Source organism: Streptomyces sp. NPDC107559 (assembly GCF_055657365.1).
In genome coordinates this window covers 1-16869 of the sequence record NZ_JBVKBD010000017.1, presented here as the reverse complement: position 1 = coordinate 16869, position 16869 = coordinate 1, and the positions used below count along the sequence as shown (strand labels likewise).

The 16869-nt window shown below is 70.4% G+C and carries 18 protein-coding genes; 6 read left to right on the top strand and 12 right to left on the bottom strand.

Annotated elements, in window-relative coordinates; translation table 11 throughout:
• Positions 1–3 precede the first annotated feature (3 nt).
• Positions 4–495: a hypothetical protein gene (locus ACZ7OY_RS34785; protein ID WP_472249537.1), complete on the bottom strand. Its 492-nt coding sequence runs from the start codon at positions 493–495 to the stop codon at positions 4–6.
• A gap of 215 nt (positions 496–710) precedes the next feature.
• Here ACZ7OY_RS34785 and ACZ7OY_RS34780 point away from each other — a divergent pair, with 215 nt between their 5' ends.
• Positions 711–1310 carry a DUF6058 family natural product biosynthesis protein gene (locus tag ACZ7OY_RS34780; RefSeq protein WP_472249536.1) on the top strand — a complete coding sequence of 200 codons (600 nt, stop codon included), beginning with the start codon at positions 711–713 and terminating at the stop codon, positions 1308–1310.
• A 15-nt stretch (positions 1311–1325) separates the two neighbouring features.
• Here ACZ7OY_RS34780 and ACZ7OY_RS34775 read toward each other — a convergent pair whose 3' ends face one another.
• The 3 genes from ACZ7OY_RS34775 to ACZ7OY_RS34765 form a co-directional block, all read right to left on the bottom strand.
• The gene (locus ACZ7OY_RS34775) at positions 1326–1490 is read right to left on the bottom strand and encodes a hypothetical protein (RefSeq protein WP_472249535.1); all 165 of its coding nucleotides are present in this window, start codon (positions 1488–1490) and stop codon (positions 1326–1328) included.
• A gap of 50 nt (positions 1491–1540) precedes the next feature.
• The gene (locus tag ACZ7OY_RS34770; protein WP_472249534.1) at positions 1541–1996 is read right to left on the bottom strand and encodes a hypothetical protein; all 456 of its coding nucleotides are present in this window, start codon (positions 1994–1996) and stop codon (positions 1541–1543) included.
• 655 nt (positions 1997–2651) lie between these two features.
• Positions 2652–4373 (bottom strand): CocE/NonD family hydrolase, encoded by a 1722-nt coding sequence (locus ACZ7OY_RS34765; protein ID WP_472249533.1) that lies wholly within the window; start codon positions 4371–4373, stop codon positions 2652–2654.
• Positions 4374–4469: 96 nt separating this feature from the next.
• On the opposite strand from ACZ7OY_RS34765, the gene ACZ7OY_RS34760 reads away from it, so the two are divergent.
• Both ACZ7OY_RS34760 and ACZ7OY_RS34755 read left to right on the top strand, forming a co-directional pair.
• Positions 4470–5186 (top strand): TetR/AcrR family transcriptional regulator, encoded by a 717-nt coding sequence (locus ACZ7OY_RS34760; RefSeq protein ID WP_472249532.1) that lies wholly within the window; start codon positions 4470–4472, stop codon positions 5184–5186.
• A gap of 294 nt (positions 5187–5480) precedes the next feature.
• Positions 5481–6551 (top strand): DUF6215 domain-containing protein, encoded by a 1071-nt coding sequence (locus tag ACZ7OY_RS34755; RefSeq protein ID WP_472249531.1) that lies wholly within the window; start codon positions 5481–5483, stop codon positions 6549–6551.
• Between the two features lie 483 nt (positions 6552–7034).
• Here ACZ7OY_RS34755 and ACZ7OY_RS34750 read toward each other — a convergent pair whose 3' ends face one another.
• The 4 genes from ACZ7OY_RS34750 to ACZ7OY_RS34735 all read right to left on the bottom strand — a co-directional run bounded on the left by ACZ7OY_RS34750 (position 7035) and on the right by ACZ7OY_RS34735 (position 9969).
• Positions 7035–7397, bottom strand: a complete 363-nt coding sequence (locus ACZ7OY_RS34750) for a TRIC cation channel family protein (RefSeq protein WP_472249530.1) — start codon at positions 7395–7397, stop codon at positions 7035–7037.
• The gene (locus tag ACZ7OY_RS34745; protein ID WP_472249529.1) at positions 7354–7935 is read right to left on the bottom strand and encodes a suppressor of fused domain protein; all 582 of its coding nucleotides are present in this window, start codon (positions 7933–7935) and stop codon (positions 7354–7356) included. The genes ACZ7OY_RS34750 and ACZ7OY_RS34745 overlap by 44 nt, the downstream gene beginning before the upstream one ends.
• Before the next feature lie 96 nt (positions 7936–8031).
• Entirely contained in the window at positions 8032–9516 is a 1485-nt protein-coding gene (locus tag ACZ7OY_RS34740) for a multicopper oxidase family protein (protein WP_472249528.1), read from the bottom strand.
• A 204-nt stretch (positions 9517–9720) separates the two neighbouring features.
• The gene (locus ACZ7OY_RS34735) at positions 9721–9969 is read right to left on the bottom strand and encodes a hypothetical protein (protein WP_472249527.1); all 249 of its coding nucleotides are present in this window, start codon (positions 9967–9969) and stop codon (positions 9721–9723) included.
• A 222-nt stretch (positions 9970–10191) separates the two neighbouring features.
• Here ACZ7OY_RS34735 and ACZ7OY_RS34730 point away from each other — a divergent pair, with 222 nt between their 5' ends.
• Positions 10192–10932, top strand: a complete 741-nt coding sequence (locus tag ACZ7OY_RS34730; RefSeq protein WP_472249526.1) for a Type 1 glutamine amidotransferase-like domain-containing protein — start codon at positions 10192–10194, stop codon at positions 10930–10932.
• A 13-nt stretch (positions 10933–10945) separates the two neighbouring features.
• On the opposite strand, the gene ACZ7OY_RS34725 is transcribed toward ACZ7OY_RS34730, so the two are convergent.
• From ACZ7OY_RS34725 to ACZ7OY_RS34715, 3 genes are read right to left on the bottom strand one after another with little or no spacing between them, the layout of a single operon-like run.
• A complete protein-coding gene (locus ACZ7OY_RS34725) occupies positions 10946–11518 on the bottom strand; it encodes a transcriptional regulator (RefSeq protein ID WP_472249525.1) in 573 nt (190 codons plus the stop codon).
• A gap of 27 nt (positions 11519–11545) precedes the next feature.
• The gene (locus tag ACZ7OY_RS34720; RefSeq protein WP_472249524.1) at positions 11546–13135 is read right to left on the bottom strand and encodes a helix-turn-helix domain-containing protein; all 1590 of its coding nucleotides are present in this window, start codon (positions 13133–13135) and stop codon (positions 11546–11548) included.
• Positions 13132–13440: a helix-turn-helix domain-containing protein gene (locus ACZ7OY_RS34715; RefSeq protein WP_472249523.1), complete on the bottom strand. Its 309-nt coding sequence runs from the start codon at positions 13438–13440 to the stop codon at positions 13132–13134. The genes ACZ7OY_RS34720 and ACZ7OY_RS34715 overlap by 4 nt, the downstream gene beginning before the upstream one ends.
• A 205-nt stretch (positions 13441–13645) precedes the next feature.
• Between ACZ7OY_RS34715 and ACZ7OY_RS34710 the strand changes: the two genes are divergently transcribed.
• Both ACZ7OY_RS34710 and ACZ7OY_RS34705 read left to right on the top strand, forming a co-directional pair.
• Positions 13646–14104, top strand: a complete 459-nt coding sequence (locus ACZ7OY_RS34710; protein ID WP_472249522.1) for a MarR family winged helix-turn-helix transcriptional regulator — start codon at positions 13646–13648, stop codon at positions 14102–14104.
• Positions 14105–14188: 84 nt separating this feature from the next.
• Positions 14189–15910 carry an MFS transporter gene (locus tag ACZ7OY_RS34705; protein ID WP_472249521.1) on the top strand — a complete coding sequence of 574 codons (1722 nt, stop codon included), beginning with the start codon at positions 14189–14191 and terminating at the stop codon, positions 15908–15910.
• A 44-nt stretch (positions 15911–15954) separates the two neighbouring features.
• Here ACZ7OY_RS34705 and ACZ7OY_RS34700 read toward each other — a convergent pair whose 3' ends face one another.
• Complete coding sequence (locus tag ACZ7OY_RS34700; RefSeq protein WP_471915159.1) at positions 15955–16596, bottom strand: TetR/AcrR family transcriptional regulator; 642 nt, start codon at positions 16594–16596, stop codon at positions 15955–15957.
• Positions 16597–16869: the final 273 nt, after the last annotated feature.

The window sequence follows — 16869 nt, the reverse complement described above, 5'->3', positions numbered from 1 at the left end:
TGGTCAAGAGTTGCGGGTGAGCCGATTTCGGCTTGAACCGCGGTGGTCGAAGCCGGTCCTGGCGGTGTTGCGAATTCGCTTGGTGCGGCCGGCTTCGGCGAGGATCTCGACGGCCTCCGTGTTCGTACCGGCGGCGGTCTTGAGCTGGAGCCAGTTGGATGACGCGAGCAGGTCGTCCGGCTGCCAGGGCAGCTTGAGCGTGACAGCGCGGAAGAGCGACCACTCCCGCAGACGCTCGACGAGGAAGGGGTGATCGATCGTGACCCGGGTCATCGTCTGCGCCCATCCCTCGTAGGCGGGACCGAGGCAGAGGCCCTCGGCTCGACGGTCCAGGTGCCGCAGCACGGCGGACCGGGCCATCGTTCTGTCCGGATCGGTGAGCACGCGGCTGACCAGGTCGACCTCGTCCGGGTCGGCGACGAGCTCCAGCCTGTCGAGGTAGGCCGCGAAGCGGACGTGCTCGTCCGGGTTCTTCAGGATGTCGTGGAAGTCCATGAAGCCTGCTCCTCGCGCTCGTCCAGGACGCCGTGCTCGGGTCGTGCGCCGTCGCGTACCAGGGACACCCGACGGTCCCGGTACACGCGGGCCATCGCGTCTGAACGCACTCTACGAGCCTGGACAATGGTTCGGTGGGTACCGAACCGTCCGCTGGGTAGCGTGCGGAGTCCTGCGCGGAGGATGCCCGCGCCGGTGACGCCGGAGGCAGCCAGATGTCGAAGACAGAGCTCAAGACGCAGCTTGCCGAGCGGTTTCGGGAGGTCAACGGCGACCACCCCATGACCGACGCGGATGACGTGTACGTCAGTACCCAGTTCGTCGTCCTGGGGGAACTGTGCGCAGTCCATGGCCGCGACGCCGATGAGGTCCGCCGGCTGATGCTGGGCCGGCGTCTGCCCCTTCCGGGATATCTCCGCTCCGACGGTGCCGAGATGGTGCCGGCCGACTTGTTCGCCCTCGCCGACGACGCCGGCGGCATGGAGCCGCTCGAAGCATGGTTCACCGCTCACTGGGACGACCCGGTCACCGGGAATGCGGAGTGGGATGCCTATCTCAGCGGACAGTACGTGTGTCTGCGTTCGGTGACCCCGGCCGCCATTCGGCGCAAGGATCACCTGACGACCGCGATCAGTGCCGCCGAGAACGAGCCGGATGCCGGTTCAGCGCAGTGGTACGAGCGGCTGCACGCGCTGGTCGACGAACTCGACGCTCTGGAACCGGCGTTCACTGCATACGACCGTCTCCGGTTCGCCGGACCGACATCCCGGGACACCTGCATCGACGCCATGCGCACCCGCTTCCCGCGCCCATGACCCGAGGCCCTGCGCTCAGACCTTGCTCAGCCGGGCGCCCAGGGCACGAACGATCTCGGTGCCGAGGACGGCCCGGCCGCGGGCGTCGAGGTGGATGCCGTCACTACTCCACACCGATTCCTCGCGGCCGGTGGGGTGGGTCAGCATGTCGACATGGACCGCGCCCAGCCGCTCGGACACGGCCCTCATAACTCTGCGACAGGACGGCGAGGACATCACCGCGCGAGCGATCAGCGCGCGACCGAGCGGGATCCTGGGAGGGAATCGGCGGTGGAGTGTTCGTTCGTGGCGCCCATGATCCTGGCCACGACTGCCTGGAAGAGGTGGTCTTCCTCGGCCGGAAGCAGGATTTCCAGCTGTCGCCCGGCTGTGTCGCACACCAGCATCGAGTGCTCGGCGACGATTTCGACACCGGCGGTGAGTGGAGTCCCGAGCCGCAGTCTGGCGACTGTGCCGTCGGCGGTGGAAAGGAAAACGCCTCCGGCTTCCGCCGTAAGGCGCGCGCGGTGCCGGCCGCCGCCGGAGTTGCGGAATCGTGCGGCACAGCGGATGCGGGCGGTGTCCCCATGGCTCAGTGCGGCGACCGTCCGGCCGATGCGCATCCTGCGCCACCGCTTCCGTATCCGACGCAAGAGGGGCTCTGCCATGGTCGCGACGACCACGGCGCCGAAGATCTGCTCCCACATGGACATCCCCTGCGGCTCGGCGCCTTCATGACCAGAATTGTGCTCAGCCTGCCGTCGACCTCAGGACCTGGCGCCCCGGAATGATCCCATACCTCCTGCCCACTCGCTTCGGCGGCACTTGGAGGATGTCTGCACGGGTCATGACTCACTGCCAACAGGAGACCTCGCTGCCGCCACCGCCGTCCGCCGTCCGCCATGCTGCCGAACGACACCTCGTAGGCGATTCCGTCGCCCACCTCGGGTGCGGGCGAGTAGGCCTCTGTGCGGAAGTCGACGTTGAGCACCAGGTGTCGGCCCTGCTCGGTCTTGGTCCAGCAGGCATCAGCCCCGGTGGCCGGTGATGTCCCGGGGTCCGGGTCGGGCTCGGACCGCCAGCCGGCCGACGCGGCCTTCTCGGTGTAGTAGGCGATCACGTCGGCCGACGGAGCACGCGCCGAGGAAGGCGGTCGGCAGCAAGAGGGCCACCGCCAGCCCGACACGGGCACGGGAGGAGGGCGACGATGTGGAGAACAACGGTGCTCCTGGAAGTCGGGAACCGGTGGCATCGGGAAGGACTACGGAAGCGGCGGCCCCTGGTCCAGTCGACGACGAGCTGTACGGCGGTTCCCGTCACCGCTGTCGAAGTTGCCTGAGCCGAGCCGTCCGGACCGGCTGGTCAGCCGTTCTCCGCAGGGCTGGGCCCGGCACGGTGGGCGTGCACCGCGAGGATCAGCTCCGAGTCCGTGTGGAGCGTGATGCGCACCGGTGTGAAGGCGGTGGCGTCCACCGGCGACTCCCCGGTGCCGGGACTGCGGGCATAGCGCGGATGGGCACCTCCGCTGATCTGCCAGCGTATGCGGTGGCCGACGGCAAAGCGGTGGGCGGTCGAGCTCATCGGCACGGTGATCTGCGACGGCCGCTGCCCGTCCGTCCGCACTCGGCCCAGCCCGTCGCAGACGTTGACGGAGCGGCCCTGGGTGTCCACATCGCACAGGCGGCTGAAGACATCGGCATGACCGGTGTCCGTGGAGACGCTCAGGCGCGCCGAGACCGGTCCGAGGATGTCCACGGGCTCGGTCAGCGGAGGGCCGGTGAACGTCAGTACGTCTTCCCGGGCCTCCAGGCCGGCGTTGTCGCGGGGACCGGCGGTACGGGAGAGCAGAGGGCCGCCGAGGGACGGGGTGGGGTCGTCCGGGTCGTAGCGGAGGGACGTCAGCGGTGCGGAGTCCGGTGCGGAGTCCGTGGGGGCCTGCTGGGTGAGATGTCCCTGTGCGGTGGGAAACCAACGACCGACGGCCGTGGCCGGCGGCCAGTCGTCGAGGTCGAGCCAGGCGTTCTCGCCGCCGATGTGCACGCGCACCCTCGTGGGGCGCAGTCCGGAGGGGTCGGCGTACAGGTGGGCGCGCAGCCAGGCGAGGCTTTCGGCGAACACCTCGGGCCATCCCTGCTGCAGGGCGGAGGTATGGGTCCAGGGGCCGACGAGCAGGGCGGTCTCGCAGCCGGCCCGACGCAGCCGGTCGTACTGCTCCAGGGTCTGGTCGGCCAGCACGTCGTGCCATCCAGTGATCAGGCTCGTGGGCACGCCGAGCCGCTCCGCCGCCGCTGCCGGCGATGCGCCGCGCCAGTACGTGTCCTCGGGGTCCGGATGGGTCAATACGTCGTCCAGCCAGGGCACTTCGCCCCCGAGGACTGACCTGTACGCCCCGCGCAGGGGCTGTGCGGTGGCGACTTCACGCAGGCGGCGTTGCAGGCGCAGTGTCGCCCTCAGGAACGGTGCCATGCCCTGGTGCTGGTAGGTCATGCCGACGCCGACGGCGAGGGCATTCTCCAGACGCAGCGCACCGTGCGCGTGGAACAGGGCATGGGGATCGTGCAGGCCCACCTGCACCACCATGGCCTTCAGTTCCGGCGGTGGGTCCGTGGCGAGGGCCCATTGCACGTAGCCCAGGTAACTGGGGCCGACGGTTCCGAGGGTTCCGTTGAACCAGGGTTGCTCGCGCAGCCAGGACACCGTGGCCCGGCCGTCGGCGGCCTCGTTGCGCCACAGGTCGAACGTGCCCCCCGAGCCGCCGGTGCCGCGGCAGCTCTGGAGGACCACGTGAAAGCCCTGTTCGGCGAAGAGCAGGCCGTACATGGGCGACCACGGCAGGCCCCTGCCGTACGGCGAGCGCACCAGCAGGGTGGGGAAGTCCCCTTCTGCGCGCGGGAAGTAGTGGTCCGTGATCAGTGGGCTGCCGTCGGCGGCCGGCACCGCCAGCCCCGGCTCCCAGCGGACATCGTGCAGTTTGTCCGGGAGACGGCGCCAGGTCGCCCGCATCAGCCGTGAGGCACGGGGCGGTTTCCTGGACGGCGGTGCCCAGGTCGGCCTCGGCGCTGAACGGTGTGCGCGTGCTGTCATCGTTCCCCTCCTTGATTTCCGTACGCCGTACGAGAATAGGGCATGCTTGACTGAGTCCGGCAAGGGACGCCGCGATCTAGGGAAGGAGCCCGGACCATGTCCCGTGACACGGAGACCGGCACCCCGGGCGTCGACCCTCAGCAGCTCTGGCCGACCTCTGTCCAGCCCCGCAGAGGGCGCAAGCCTGCCTACAGCCGAGAGGTGATCACCGAGGCGGCCGTCGCCCTCGCGGACACCGAGGGGTTCGAAGCGGTCACCATGCGGAAGGTCGCCGCACGGGTCGGAGCCGGCGTCATGTCGCTCTACAGCTACGCCCCCGACAAGGAGACGCTGCTGAACCTGATGGTCGACCACGTCAGCGGCGAACTGCCGACCACGACCACGCTCACCGGCGACTGGCGCGCCGACCTCAAGGCCATCGCCCACCTCCAGCGCGCCCACATGCTGCGACACCCCTGGCTGCCCGCCGCCCTGTCCACCCGCCGCGTCCCCGGACCCAACACTCTGGACTTCCTGGAACACGCGCTCGCCGCCCTGCGGCCCGCCGGACTGGACGGTGCGGCGAAGCTGGAGGTCTTCGCCCAGCTCACCGCGTTCGTGGCCGGACACGTGGCACACGAGATTGCACAGTCCGCAGCCTCGCAGTCCCCCGACCGAGCCGCAGCGGAAGCCCGCTACCTCGCCGCTGTCGCCGCGGACGGCCGCCACCCGGAGCTCGCCGAAGCGCTCTCCGCCCCCGGGCGGCCCCTCGCCCCCGAAGCCACCTTCACCCGGTTCCTCGACCGCCTGGTCGACGGCCTGGACACCGGCTGATCCCGCTCCGCCCTGCACCGTGGCCGGCCGTGAACGCTCGATACTCCCCGGCACACCGGCGTGTTCGGTTCCCGGGCTCCCTACGCCGGCCCAGCACGAACGCGGCGAAGAGACCGGTGGCACTCGCGCCTATGACGATCACGGTGGGCCGACCGGCGGTGGCTAATTCAGGCATGCGGTTTCACGCTTTCCGTGCTGATCATCTGGTGGCGGATGCTGTCGACGATTCCACACGTGCCCGGAACTGTGGCTTCCATCATGGCGGTTGTGATCTTGTCCTGGTGAGATCGCCGGATGCTCGGATTCCTCCTCCGGCTCCTGCCCTTCTGGGTCCGCGAGCCGCTGCTCATCGCGATCGGGTCCGTTCTCGGCGTACGCATCATGTATCTCGCCGCCCGCGATCACGCCCCGGTCGCGGCCGGTCTCGGTGTGGTGTTCCTCGGGTTCACAGCAGTACGCATCCACGCGGTGGTCCGGGCCCTGCGCGCACGCCGCAACCCGCCTCCGCCAACCTCCGCGGACGGGGCGGCAGTCGGCACTGCCGACCAGCCCCATACCCAGTTCCAGCCCCAGGCCCAGACACACTTCCGGCCTCATCCCCAGCCCCAGGCTCAGGCTCATGCCCAGGCCGGGGCCGGACCGCGTCCCGGTCCGGCCCCGGCGAAGAACGAACCCAACGCATGGGGCCAGGCCGTCGCGGCCGTTGCCTTGGTCGGGGCACTCGCGGCCGCGCTGTGGGTGGCCCCGCGCTTCATGCCGTCCGACGTCACCACCGCGCAGCCCGCCACTTGTCCGGGCGGGTCACACGAGGAACTGCCCAAGGCCTACCAGCGGACGCCCCGGCCTGTGACGGGTGAAGAACTGTGCAAGGCGCTCAACCGGCCCGACCTGGCCCAACTCCTCGGCACGCCCGGAGAGATCGCGACCAGTGCTTCCGGCACCGACAACTCCGCTCCTCTGACGGATGGAAAGGTCGCCGAGCCGGAGGCCGAGGTCACGTTCGACACGTACACCGTGAACGTCTCGGCCACGTACAACGATCTGTCGACTGCCCAGTACGTGAAGCTGATGAAGTTCGGGGACGAGAGGGACGTCAAGACGCTTACGGTCCTCGGCCGGCCCGCGGTCCTCTCCTCGGATCACACCATGAAGTTCGAGATCAATCTCGGCAGCGGCAGCTCCGGCGGCCCGGTCGAGCAAGGCCCGTTGGCCAGGACGCTGTCCGTGGCTCTGGACCCTGAGGACCGGGGCGGCTCCTGCGACATCACCGTGTGGAGCACGTCCGGAGCCCTCCCGGACGACAGTGTTCTCCTCGGCATCGCCGAGAAGGTTCTGCCGGCGATCCCCGAACGGTCCGCCCGATGAGACACCGGCAGCATTTCGGCCGACGGCGCCGGTGCGGTGCCGGGCGGCGTCCCGACCGCGCATGACCGGCGCCTCGCGGCCCGATCGGTCGGTGGCGACGGCGACGGCGACGGAAGCGTAGGGAAGGCCGGTGGCTTCCCGCACCGGGAGGGCGCCCATGTCGGCACGCAGCAGGACGGTGGGTCCGCTGCCGTTGGACGGCACGCCCACCACACCGGTTCCCCCGATGCCGTCGCTGAGGGTGAACCCCCAGGCCCGCAGCCGCTCGGCCACGCGGGCGGAAGTGCGGGTCTCGGCCAGTCCGAGTTCGGGATGGGCGTGCAGGTCTCGGTAGAGGTCCTCCACCTGGTCGCGGTCGCGTCCAGGGCGGCCGGCACGCCATCGACGGCTTTCGTCATCCGGCGGCTCCTGCTTCGTGTGCTCGCTTCGTGTGCTCGCGCGAGATCCGGCCCCGGTCTCTGCTCGTGCGGCCGCGTACCCGCTTCAGTGCCCGCGTGGGCCCCAGTGGCAGACCGCCGGGCAGACTCCGGTCGCGGTCGTCGGCGACCACTCTCGGCGGCATGCCGACGACGATGCCGACCGTGGGGGTGCCCAGTCGCGCGCAGACGATGCAGACACCGCCGCCGCGACGGTGGCGTACAGGCCGTCGCCTCCCAGGACAGCAGGTACGCGGCTGAGCAGCAAGTCGCGCACCGCTCCCCCGCCGACGGCCGACACCGTGCCGATCGGGATCGCGGCCGGACTCCCGCCTGCTCGGCCGCAACAACTGCGCCGGGCCCGGTCCCCAGGGCAGCGGCGAGGTTCAGGCGACGGATGGGCGTCGTGGATCGGTCGGGACGATCGCATGCTCGTCGAAGAGCTGCTCAAGGGCTTCGTGGCCGTGCTCGCGGCGGTACGCCATCTCGGCCGCGGTGACCGGCAGGACCCACAGGATGCGGGCATGGCCGTCCGGCAACGGGCAGCGCTCCAGGTCGGGGCCGTGGAGGTAGGGAAGGCTGATCAGCAGGTGGTCGCAGTGGGACCCCGGCAGCCACGGCTCCCCGACAGGCAGGCTGTGCTGGACATCGAGATGGTGATGAGCGTGGTAGTACGCGGTCATGGCCAGGAGATCCGCGAAGCGCTCGTCCCGGACGGGCGCGGTGAGGACGAATTCGAGGCCGTGGCCGTCCGTCTCGACCGTGGACCAGCAGCCGGCGGTGATGTAAGCCCAGCTGTCGGCGCGTGGTCCCGGGCTGACGGTGAGGATCCTCAGCGCTGGAACCGCGTCCCGTCGCCCGGGTCCCAGGTCGTAGTCGTCGACCGTGATCACATGGCCGGTGAAGAAGCCGCGCACATGGGCCTCGACGCTTGCCGTCGCCCGCCGGCCGCGCTCGCTCTCGATCATGGTGGAGAGCATCTCACGGGCCGGTCAAGGCCGCCTGAACCACCGCTGGGCGGCTCCGGGCACCCGGCCCGGAGCGCGAGTAGGGCCCACAGGGAGTCAGCGACGCCGGTCCTGCTTCTCGGACTCCGCCGGTGCGACGTAGTCCACGGTCTGCATCATGCCGAGGTCTTCGTGCTGGACCTGGTGGCAGTGGGCGAAGGCGCGGCCGGTGAAGTCCTCGTACTTGACCAGGAAGGTGGCGGACTGGCCGGATGCGCCGCCGGTCAGACCGATGGTGTCGTGCCAGACCGGCGGGTCGAGCCGCTCACCGTTCCGGTGCGTGAGCAGGACCTGGTTGGTGTGCAGATGGAAGGGGTGATTGTGCGCGGGCACGGACTCGTCGGTCCGGACGGTCCATCGTTCGACGGTGCCGAGGCGCAGGGTGTGGTTGGTGTAGTCGGGGTCGAACAGGCCGTAGGCCGGGTCGCGGGTGAGGTTGCCGTCGGGGTCGGACGCGGGGGTGGCGTTGGGGCCCAGCATGCGGAAGGCGTTGGGGAACGCGCCGGGGAAGACGCGCGCGTCGACATGGAAGACCACTTCCCGGTCCGCGCCGGGGTTGGCGATGTCCCTCTCGTCGAGGAACGGCCTGCCCGGCGGCAGCGAGGCCGGCAGCTGCATCGGCGGTTCCATGGACTCCCCGGCCACCACGACCGTCATCAGCGGATCGGGCACCATGGCGGAACGCAGTTCGTACCTGCCGGGTGCGCCGCCGCGGATCAGGATGTCGGCTCGGTTGCCCATGGCCATTTCCAGCGGGTTCCGGGCACGAGGTGCGTCGAAGGTGACGCCGTCCTGGGCGATTTGGTGCATCGTCAAGTTGTCGCGCTCGCCTACGACTTGGAGGCGCAGTGCGGTGAGGGCCGTCGCGGCGACCAACCGCCACCGCTGGACCTCGCCGGGGCGCAGCGTGATGGTGGGATTGACCGTGCCGTTGACGGTGAAGGTGGAGGGGACGCGGGTCACCCAGCCGCCCGAGGTGAAGGGGGGAACCTTGCCGTCCTCGAATTTGAGTTCGTTGATGCATACGACGACGTCGGCGGCCTTCTTGATCTCCGGGACCTCGTCGACGTCGCCTTCGACGACGATCACTCCGGCCATGCCTCCGACGATCTGCTCGGCCGTGGATCCGTGCAGGTGCGGGTGGTACCAGTAGGTGCCGGCCGGATGATCGGACGGAACCTGGATGGTCGTCACGTACTGCGGCTCCGCGATACCGGCGGCGGCCTCCTCCGCGGTGCGCGGCGGGAACTCGCGCAGCACGTTGTCGGCCTGCCCGGACGGGGAGACGTGCATACCGTGGGTGTGCAGGTTGAAGCTGTTGGGGTGATGCGGCGTGTGAGCGTCGCCGCTGTGGGGCGGGTTGGGCGGCAGGCCGTTGATCTGCGTCAGCCGCAGCGTGTCCCCGCCGCGCACCCGCAGGGTCGGCCCCGGGATCGCTCCGTTGTAGGTGCGCGAGGTCACCCGGCGGTAGCCCGGGACGGAGACGTCGGTGAGCCGGACGTCGAGCGTCCGCTCGACCACTCCCGACGCCGAGCCCGGCACGCGCCGCGAGGCCCATACGGCAGGCTGCGGAAACAACGTTGCCGCAGCCGCGCGCTGTCGGGCCGCCCCGATCCCTCCGGGCACCGCTGCGATACCGGCTACGGCGATGCCCTTCAGCGCCGCCCGACGCCCAATTCCACCATTTTCGCTCATATCTGAGCAATCTAACCCTGCTCGATCAACTGGCTCGGACGGCACACCGGACTACTCCACGGCCGGGTCCTCCTGCGCATGGCGCACCGCCTTCTTCGCGGCCTGCTCGACCTCGTACCGCGTCATGGTCACGTCGTCGCGGGCCGCGTACTCCGTCACCGCGGCCTGGAACTCCTCCGCCGCCGTGCGCCAGAGCCTCCACTGCGCCTCGTACTCCTCGCCACCGAGTCCGGCCAGCTTGGCACGCTGGGTCTCGGCAGCACATTCCAGCCTGATCAGGTCATCGGGGACATCAGCCACGGCCTGGGACCCTAGACCGGAAGGGCGTGCGTCCGGCCTCGGCGCGCGGCACGGGATGCGCGCAGCAACCATGTGGGCCTGCGCGGGCGGCCGCCCGACGAGCCGGGCATGCGGTGCGGCTTGAGGTGCCATGGACTTGTACGGGTGCCGGCCTCGGCGGCGCGGAATGTGCGACCTGGGGCGGCTCGGGTCCGGCAGTCGGCCCCCGCTACGATCATGGGCATGACGGCATTGGAACCGACCATCCTCGCGACCTCCGGGGGGCATCGGGTCGGAGGACGAACCCGGGTCATGTTCGATGCTCTGGTGCACCATGCCGTCGACCTCTCCGGGGTCCATGGCCGGCGCCCGCGCATCATGTACGTCGGTACCGCCATCGGTGACGCCGAGCACTTCACGTCCCGTATGACCGAGGCCGCGCGGGTGGCGGGATTCGATCTGACGCCGCTTCACCTGTTCCCCATGCCCAATGTCGAGGACGTGGAGGGCGCGGTGCTCGACCACGACGTGGTCTGGGTCATGGGGGGTTCGGTGGTCAACCTGCTGGCGGTGTGGAGGGCACATGGCCTGGACCGCATCATGAAGCGTGCCTGGCAGGCCGGTGTCGTGCTCAGCGGGGTCAGCGCTGGCTCCATCTGCTGGTTCCAGGGAGGTGCGACCGACTCGTTCGGGCCGGAGCTGCGCCCGGTGACGAACGGACTCGGTTTCCTGCCGTACGGCAACGGGGTGCACTACGACTCGGACGAGGGGCGTCGTCCGCTGATGCACCGACTGGTGGCGGACGGCACCGTGCCCGCTGCCCACTGCACCGATGACGGAGTCGGACTGGTCTACCGGGGAACGGAATTGGTGGAGGCGGTGACCGAAATCCCCGGCAAGGCCGCCTACATAGTCACAAGGAACGGAGACAGGGCCGAGGAGGAGCGGGTCGAACCCCGCCGGCTGACCTCTTCCGGACGATGACCCGGACCGCACCTCAGGCGGCGAAACCGACGTTGGTGACGTATTCGTACTGGCCCCACTGCGAGCCGAGGTCGATGACCTGGTCGATCCACGCGTCGTCCAGTGCACGGTCGTCGTCGGCCGCCCAGGCGGCGACGATACGGTCCCAGCGGCGCACGTTCAGGGTACGGAACTCCACCACGCGCTGGCGTGGCCGGTCGACCCGGGACTGGTTGAGCGGGTGGATCTCCACACGGGTGCCGCGACCTTCGCGGTTGAGGCGTGCGGTCAGGTAGCGGGCGACGTTCTCCCGCCGCACGGTGCGGTAGGCCCGCTCGACCAGTTCCAGGTTCTTCCGGGAGGGTGAGCGGGTGCCCGCGAGCCATGCGCGCAGGGTGCGGTCGGTGACCGTCAGGCCGGCCGCACGGGCGGCGGTGCGGGCGTGGTCGGTGCGGGTGAGGTAGTGCAGCCGGGCGAGCAGGCCGCGGCGGGCGGTGACGGGCGTGGCGATGTAGCCGGCGAGCGCGTCCAGCCGGCGCGCCACGGCCTGGTGACCTCTGATGCCGCCGGCGCCGTACTTGCCGAACTCGATGGTGCGTTCAGGCATCGTCTCTTCCGGTGCTCGGTTGGTGGATCACTGTACCGGCTCGTGAGGCGCGTCGTCCGTCCCGACGGTATAGGTGTCCTTGACCTTCACTTCGGTGACACCCCGGCCTTCGGCGAAGACCGCGCGCCAGTCGCCGGTGACGTGGAGTTCGTCGGTACCCATGGCTCGGACGACCATCAGGCCCTCGTCGTAGGCGCGGTGGGCCTTCCACCACAGGTTGGCGAACGCCTGGGAGCGGATGAGGTGCATCCAGTCGGTGCGGTAGAGCTCCCGGTTGTAGTTCGACTCGCCCAGGGTGGAGACGAACTTCGAGTACATCGCCTTGACGTATTCCAGCGTCACTTCGTCGTCGTCGGTGATCGCGCGGTCCCGGGCGTCCTTCAGGGCGACGCGGAATTTCTCCAGCAGCCCTTCCGTGGCCCCGGAGGTCCAGGACTCGTGGATGTGCGGCGGGTCGCACAGGCCGTACTTGGGGCCCGCGAGGCGCAGCAGCAGGCGCAGGGTCGGTTCGGTCACCCACAGTGGGCCGGGTTCGTCCCTGTTGCCGATCGGGTTGGGCAGACAGGCGTCGTGTTCCCAGTCGGGCGGGGTGATCAGGTGCAGGCCGGCCCGGCGCCGGTCGTGCTCGTTGCCGGTGCTGTGCTCCAACTGGCCGATCGGCAGATGGGTCTTGAGGGCGGACAGATAGGCGCCGTTGACGTCCAGGGCGGTCACCGCATGTTCGCCGTGCGGCAGTTCGGGGCGCGTCCACTTGGGGCGTGCCTCCCAGATCTGGTCGGCGCCCCGGGCGCTCTGCTTGCGCAGGATGTCGGGCAGCCAGGGGTGGGCGACGATGTCGTAGCGGCCGCCCTTGCGGGTGTGGTCCAGCAGGGCCATCGCGTCGGGGATCGCCCGCTTGAGCAGGGCGGCACTCGCCGCCTCGACGTCCCCGGCGTGCTGGGCCAGTGCCTCGGTCACGGCCCGGCGGATCAGGTCCGGTTCCGCGTCCGCGGGCTGTACCCGGCGCCCGGCCGCGACGATCCGTACGCCCTGACCGCTGCGGCCCGCGGCCGGACGGGCCGACCTGGAAGCGGCCTGCGCGGAAGCCGTCGGCGCGGATGCCGTCGGCGCGGATGCCGTCGGCGCGGAGACGGCGGGCGCGGAGACGCTGGGCGCGGCCGGCTGCGGGGTGCCGGGCGCTGCGCACTCGGCGGGATCCAGGTGCTGCGGGAACCCCGCGACCTGATGGCGCGCGGGCTGCCCGCACAGCACACACGGCTGGGGGACAGCAAGCACGTCGACGTCGTCGTCCCGGTCGGCTGTCGACTCGGCATCCGCGGGAAGCTCGTCCGCCGGCTCCTCGTCCCCGGCGTCCTCGACCGCCGTCGCTGCCTCGGCGGCCAGTTTGGTCTTCGCTCCCTCGAGGAAGTAGGCGTACTTCTCCCGTACTTCGCCGCTCGGGTCCCGTCCGGACTCCCAGCCGGCGACCGTGGACGGGCTGACGCCCAGAGCCTGCGCGAGCTGGGGGCGCGAGAGGTTCAGCCCCTCGCGCAGGGCACGACGCTCCTCGGCAGGCGGCAGCACGGCCTCCTGCCCGGCCGAGGCGAGCAGGGCGTCGATCGCGCCGAAGTCCGTCATCGCTCTCCCCCGTCCCGCAGGGCCGCCGTGCGTACGCCGCCTGCAGGGCGGCCGGGAATCCGGCGGCGTTCCGCGGGCAGCGACTCCGCGGCCCGGGTGGGACCCGCCAGAAGGTCGAGCGCGTCGATGCCGTAGTGCGCGGCCACCGCGTCGCAGTCCGCCAGGCTCCAGGCGGCCGTGCCGGACTGACGGCGGCTCACCTGCGCCTGACTCACCCCCAGGGCAGCGGCAAGTTCGGTCTGCGACTCGCCGGCCGCGTGCAGGAGCGCGGCCACAGCGGACCGTACACGCTCATCAAGAGTCATACCCACATCATCGACAATACCGCTCATGACTCATGTCGCATGCGCTGAACGCATTGCGCCTTGAGCGCGCGCCCGCACAGGACGCTCGCCGACACGGTCGACACGGTCGACACTGTCGGCCCCGCAGCACGACGGCGCGGCCCGCGCACCCGAAACATGCGTCGACACGATTGATTCAAGCTACACGCACATACATAATGCGCCTATGCATAAGCAGGTTATGGACCACGGCGCCGGAGCAGAAGCCCCCGACGACCTCATCAGCGCTGTGGAACTGATGGTTCGCTACGTGCGGCAGAGCGCGACCGCGGGCGGCCTGAGCATCGCCGCCTCCTCCGTGCTGGCCCGGCTGGGCCGCGAAGGCGCCCACCGGCTGACCGAGCTGGCACGCGCCGAGGGCGTGTCGCAGCCGAACATGACGCAGCTGGTCACCCGTCTGGAGCGGGACGGTCTGGTGCGCCGCACCGCCGATGCCAGCGACGGCCGCGGCGTGCTGGTCGAGGCCACCGACGACGGACTCGCGCTCTCCCGGCGACGCCGCTCCGAACGCATGGACGCCCTTCAGGAGCTGATCGGCGAACTCACCGCGGACGAACAGCAGGCCGTGCAGGTCGCGCTGCCCGCCCTGGCCCGCGCCGTCCAGCACCGGCAGAGCCCCGTCTGACGCTGTCCACGGCCTGCGCCGGCTTCAGGTCTCGTCCCGCTCACCTCGTGTCGGCTCCTGTCGACGTCCAGAAAGTGATCTCGAATGAGCACTCCGCACCAGAAGGTCGCAAGCCCGTTCAAACAGCCGAAGGCCGTCTGGGCCGTGGCGTTCGCCTGCGTCATCTCGTTCATGGGCATCGGCCTCGTGGACCCGATCCTGCCCGCCCTCGCGAACAACCTCCACGCCACACCCAGCCAGGTCTCGCTGCTGTTCACCAGCTACCTCATCGTCACCGCGGTGGCCATGCTGATCGTCGGCTGGGTCTCCAGCAGGATCGGCGCCAAGCACACCCTCATCGCCGGGCTCGCCGTCATCGTCGTGTTCGCCGCCCTGGCGGGCATGTCGGACTCCATCAACGGCATCGTCGGCATGCGCGCCGGCTGGGGACTGGGCAACGCGCTGTTCATCGCCACCTCCCTCGCCGTCATAGTCGCCTCGGCCAGCGGCGGCTTCGGCGGCGCGATCATCCTCTACGAGACGGCCCTCGGCCTCGGCATCGCCGTCGGGCCGCTGCTCGGGGGCGAGTTGGGAGCCATCAGCTGGCGCGGCCCCTTCTTCGGCGTCGCCGCCCTCATGGCCATCGCGCTGATCGCCACCGTGGCCTTCGTGCCCCAACTGCCCAAGCCGGCCACGCGCACCTCACCCCTCGCCCCGCTGGCCGCGCTGCGCCACCGCGGTCTGCTGACCATGGGCATCATGGCCCTGCTGTACAACTGGGGCTTCTTCACCATGCTCGGCTACGCCCCTTACCCGATGAAGCTCGACGCCCATCAACTCGGGCTGGTCTTCACCGGCTGGGGTCTGCTCGTGGCCGCCTTCAGCGTGTTCTTCGCTCCCCGGCTCCAGGCCCGCTACGGCACCGCGCCCGTGCTCTACGCCAACCTCGTCGGCCTCGGCATCGTCATGGCGGTGATCGCCGCCGGCGTCGGCACCCCGTCCGTGGTCATCACGGCCGTCATCGTCAGCGGCATCTTCATCGGCATCAACAACACGCTCACCACCCAGGCGGTCATGCTCGTCTCCCCCGTCGAGCGGCCGGTCGCCTCCTCCGCGTACGGCTTCGTCCGGTTCATCGGCGGCGGGCTCGCCCCCTACGCGGCCGGAAAGATCGCGGACGCCACCGACCTCAGCGTCCCCTTCTACGTCGGTGCCGCCACCTTCCTGCTCGCCATCCCGGTTCTGGCCAGCGGCCACAAGCTGCTCAGCGCGGCCGAGCGGAGCCCCGCGGAAGCCGCGCCCCTCGCGCCCACCCTGATCCCGGTGGGCGCGCAGGCGGCCCGTGGCGCGGCCCCCGTCATCGTCGCCGTCGGCAACCACCCCGGCGCCGGCGCCGTCGTCGACGCGGCCGCCGAGCTCGCCCGCGACACCAGCAGCGCACTGGAGATCGTCCACGTGCAGCAGACAGCCGTCGTCGAGGAACAGGCCGTCGAGACGGAGACCGACGAGCAGGCCCGCGCCGCGGTCGCCGCGCATCTGGACCGTCTCGCCGCCGAGGGCGTCAGCGCCACGGGCCAGGTCCTGCGCAGCGTCGGCGACCACGCCGCGGCGGGCCGGACGCTGGCCGAGCACGCGGACCGGGTCCACGCACGCAGCGTGGCCATCGGCCGCTCTCCCCGGGGCCCCCTCGCCCAGTTCGCCGACGGCAGCTTCACCACCGCCCTGACCCACGGCACGCACTGCACCGTCGTCCTCGTCGATCCGCAGCACACGCCCCGCGAGCTCACCGCCGCGGCCATCGCGGAACTGCGGACCGCCTCTCGCTGAGGCGCCACATCCGCCTGACCGTCACTCGGACACCGCGCCGACCGTCACTGGGACTGCGCGGCGTCCGGCGGCCCGGCGGCTGCCCCGGTGGACGCGGCGGTGAGCAGGTCCCAGAAGTAGGCGAGTTGGCCGGCCATGTCGATCTCGGGGTCGTACATCCACTGCGTCTGCAACCCGTCCATCAGGGCGAAGACGAGACCGGCCAGGCGGTCGGGGGCGAGGCCCACGGGCAGCGCACCGGCCGCCTGCCGATCACGGATCAACCCGGCGACGACGTCGCGCGCGGTCGCGTAGCGGTCGCGGAAGTAGTCGTGTGCCGGATGTCCGGGCTCGGCCGCCTCGGACGCGAAGCGTGAGAAGAGCTGGGTGAGGCCCGGAACCTCGGCGTTGTGGCGCACGAGCGCGGTGAACACCTGGCCCAGGTCCGGCGGCGCGTCGGCGGTCGATCCGAAGGGCGCCTCCATCAGGTGCCGGTCGACCTCGTCGCGGCGGCGCAGGATCTCGACGAAGAGCTGCTCCTTGGTCCCGAAGTAGTGCAGCAGTCCCGTCTGGCTCAGGCCGACCGCCTGGGCGAGCTCGCGCACCGTCGCGCGGCTGTACCCGGCCCGCGCCACGATGTCGAGCGCCGTGTCGAGGATCTCCTCCCGCTTGGCGATGCCCTTCGCATACGAACCCCGTCGCGCCATGAACACGACTCTACGGCACCCGAATTCTGCTGGTGGGACCCCTTGTCGCCAAAAACCGAATGTCATACGGTTTCTGCGTCGGCAGGGTGGCCGAGGCACTCCCCGGCGCGCGCTCTCCGGCGGCACCGCACGCGCTCCACCGGCTCTACCACCGTCCCGTAGAGCACCGCACAACCCGAGGAGACTTCCCAATGACGTTGTCAAGCCGCTGCCGTGACCGGTGGTGTGGCTTGGTAGCACGCTCCGTCGCGGATCATGGCCCACAGGACGTTG

Bases quoted from the DNA above. Each gene is read 5' to 3' on its own strand.
- ACZ7OY_RS34785 (WP_472249537.1), bottom strand. From the start codon at position 495: ATGGACTTCCACGACATCCTGAAGAACCCGGACGAGCACGTCCGCTTC.
- ACZ7OY_RS34780 (WP_472249536.1), top strand. From the start codon at position 711: ATGTCGAAGACAGAGCTCAAGACGCAGCTTGCCGAGCGGTTTCGGGAG.
- ACZ7OY_RS34770 (WP_472249534.1), bottom strand. From the start codon at position 1,996: ATGTGGGAGCAGATCTTCGGCGCCGTGGTCGTCGCGACCATGGCAGAG.
- ACZ7OY_RS34765 (WP_472249533.1), bottom strand. From the start codon at position 4,373: ATGACAGCACGCGCACACCGTTCAGCGCCGAGGCCGACCTGGGCACCG.
- ACZ7OY_RS34760 (WP_472249532.1), top strand. From the start codon at position 4,470: ATGTCCCGTGACACGGAGACCGGCACCCCGGGCGTCGACCCTCAGCAG.
- ACZ7OY_RS34755 (WP_472249531.1), top strand. From the start codon at position 5,481: ATGCTCGGATTCCTCCTCCGGCTCCTGCCCTTCTGGGTCCGCGAGCCG.
- ACZ7OY_RS34750 (WP_472249530.1), bottom strand. From the start codon at position 7,397: ATGCGATCGTCCCGACCGATCCACGACGCCCATCCGTCGCCTGAACCT.
- ACZ7OY_RS34745 (WP_472249529.1), bottom strand. From the start codon at position 7,935: ATGATCGAGAGCGAGCGCGGCCGGCGGGCGACGGCAAGCGTCGAGGCC.
- ACZ7OY_RS34730 (WP_472249526.1), top strand. From the start codon at position 10,192: ATGACGGCATTGGAACCGACCATCCTCGCGACCTCCGGGGGGCATCGG.
- ACZ7OY_RS34725 (WP_472249525.1), bottom strand. From the start codon at position 11,518: ATGCCTGAACGCACCATCGAGTTCGGCAAGTACGGCGCCGGCGGCATC.
- ACZ7OY_RS34720 (WP_472249524.1), bottom strand. From the start codon at position 13,135: ATGACGGACTTCGGCGCGATCGACGCCCTGCTCGCCTCGGCCGGGCAG.
- ACZ7OY_RS34715 (WP_472249523.1), bottom strand. From the start codon at position 13,440: ATGACTCTTGATGAGCGTGTACGGTCCGCTGTGGCCGCGCTCCTGCAC.
- ACZ7OY_RS34710 (WP_472249522.1), top strand. From the start codon at position 13,646: ATGCATAAGCAGGTTATGGACCACGGCGCCGGAGCAGAAGCCCCCGAC.
- ACZ7OY_RS34705 (WP_472249521.1), top strand. From the start codon at position 14,189: ATGAGCACTCCGCACCAGAAGGTCGCAAGCCCGTTCAAACAGCCGAAG.
- ACZ7OY_RS34700 (WP_471915159.1), bottom strand. From the start codon at position 16,596: ATGGCGCGACGGGGTTCGTATGCGAAGGGCATCGCCAAGCGGGAGGAG.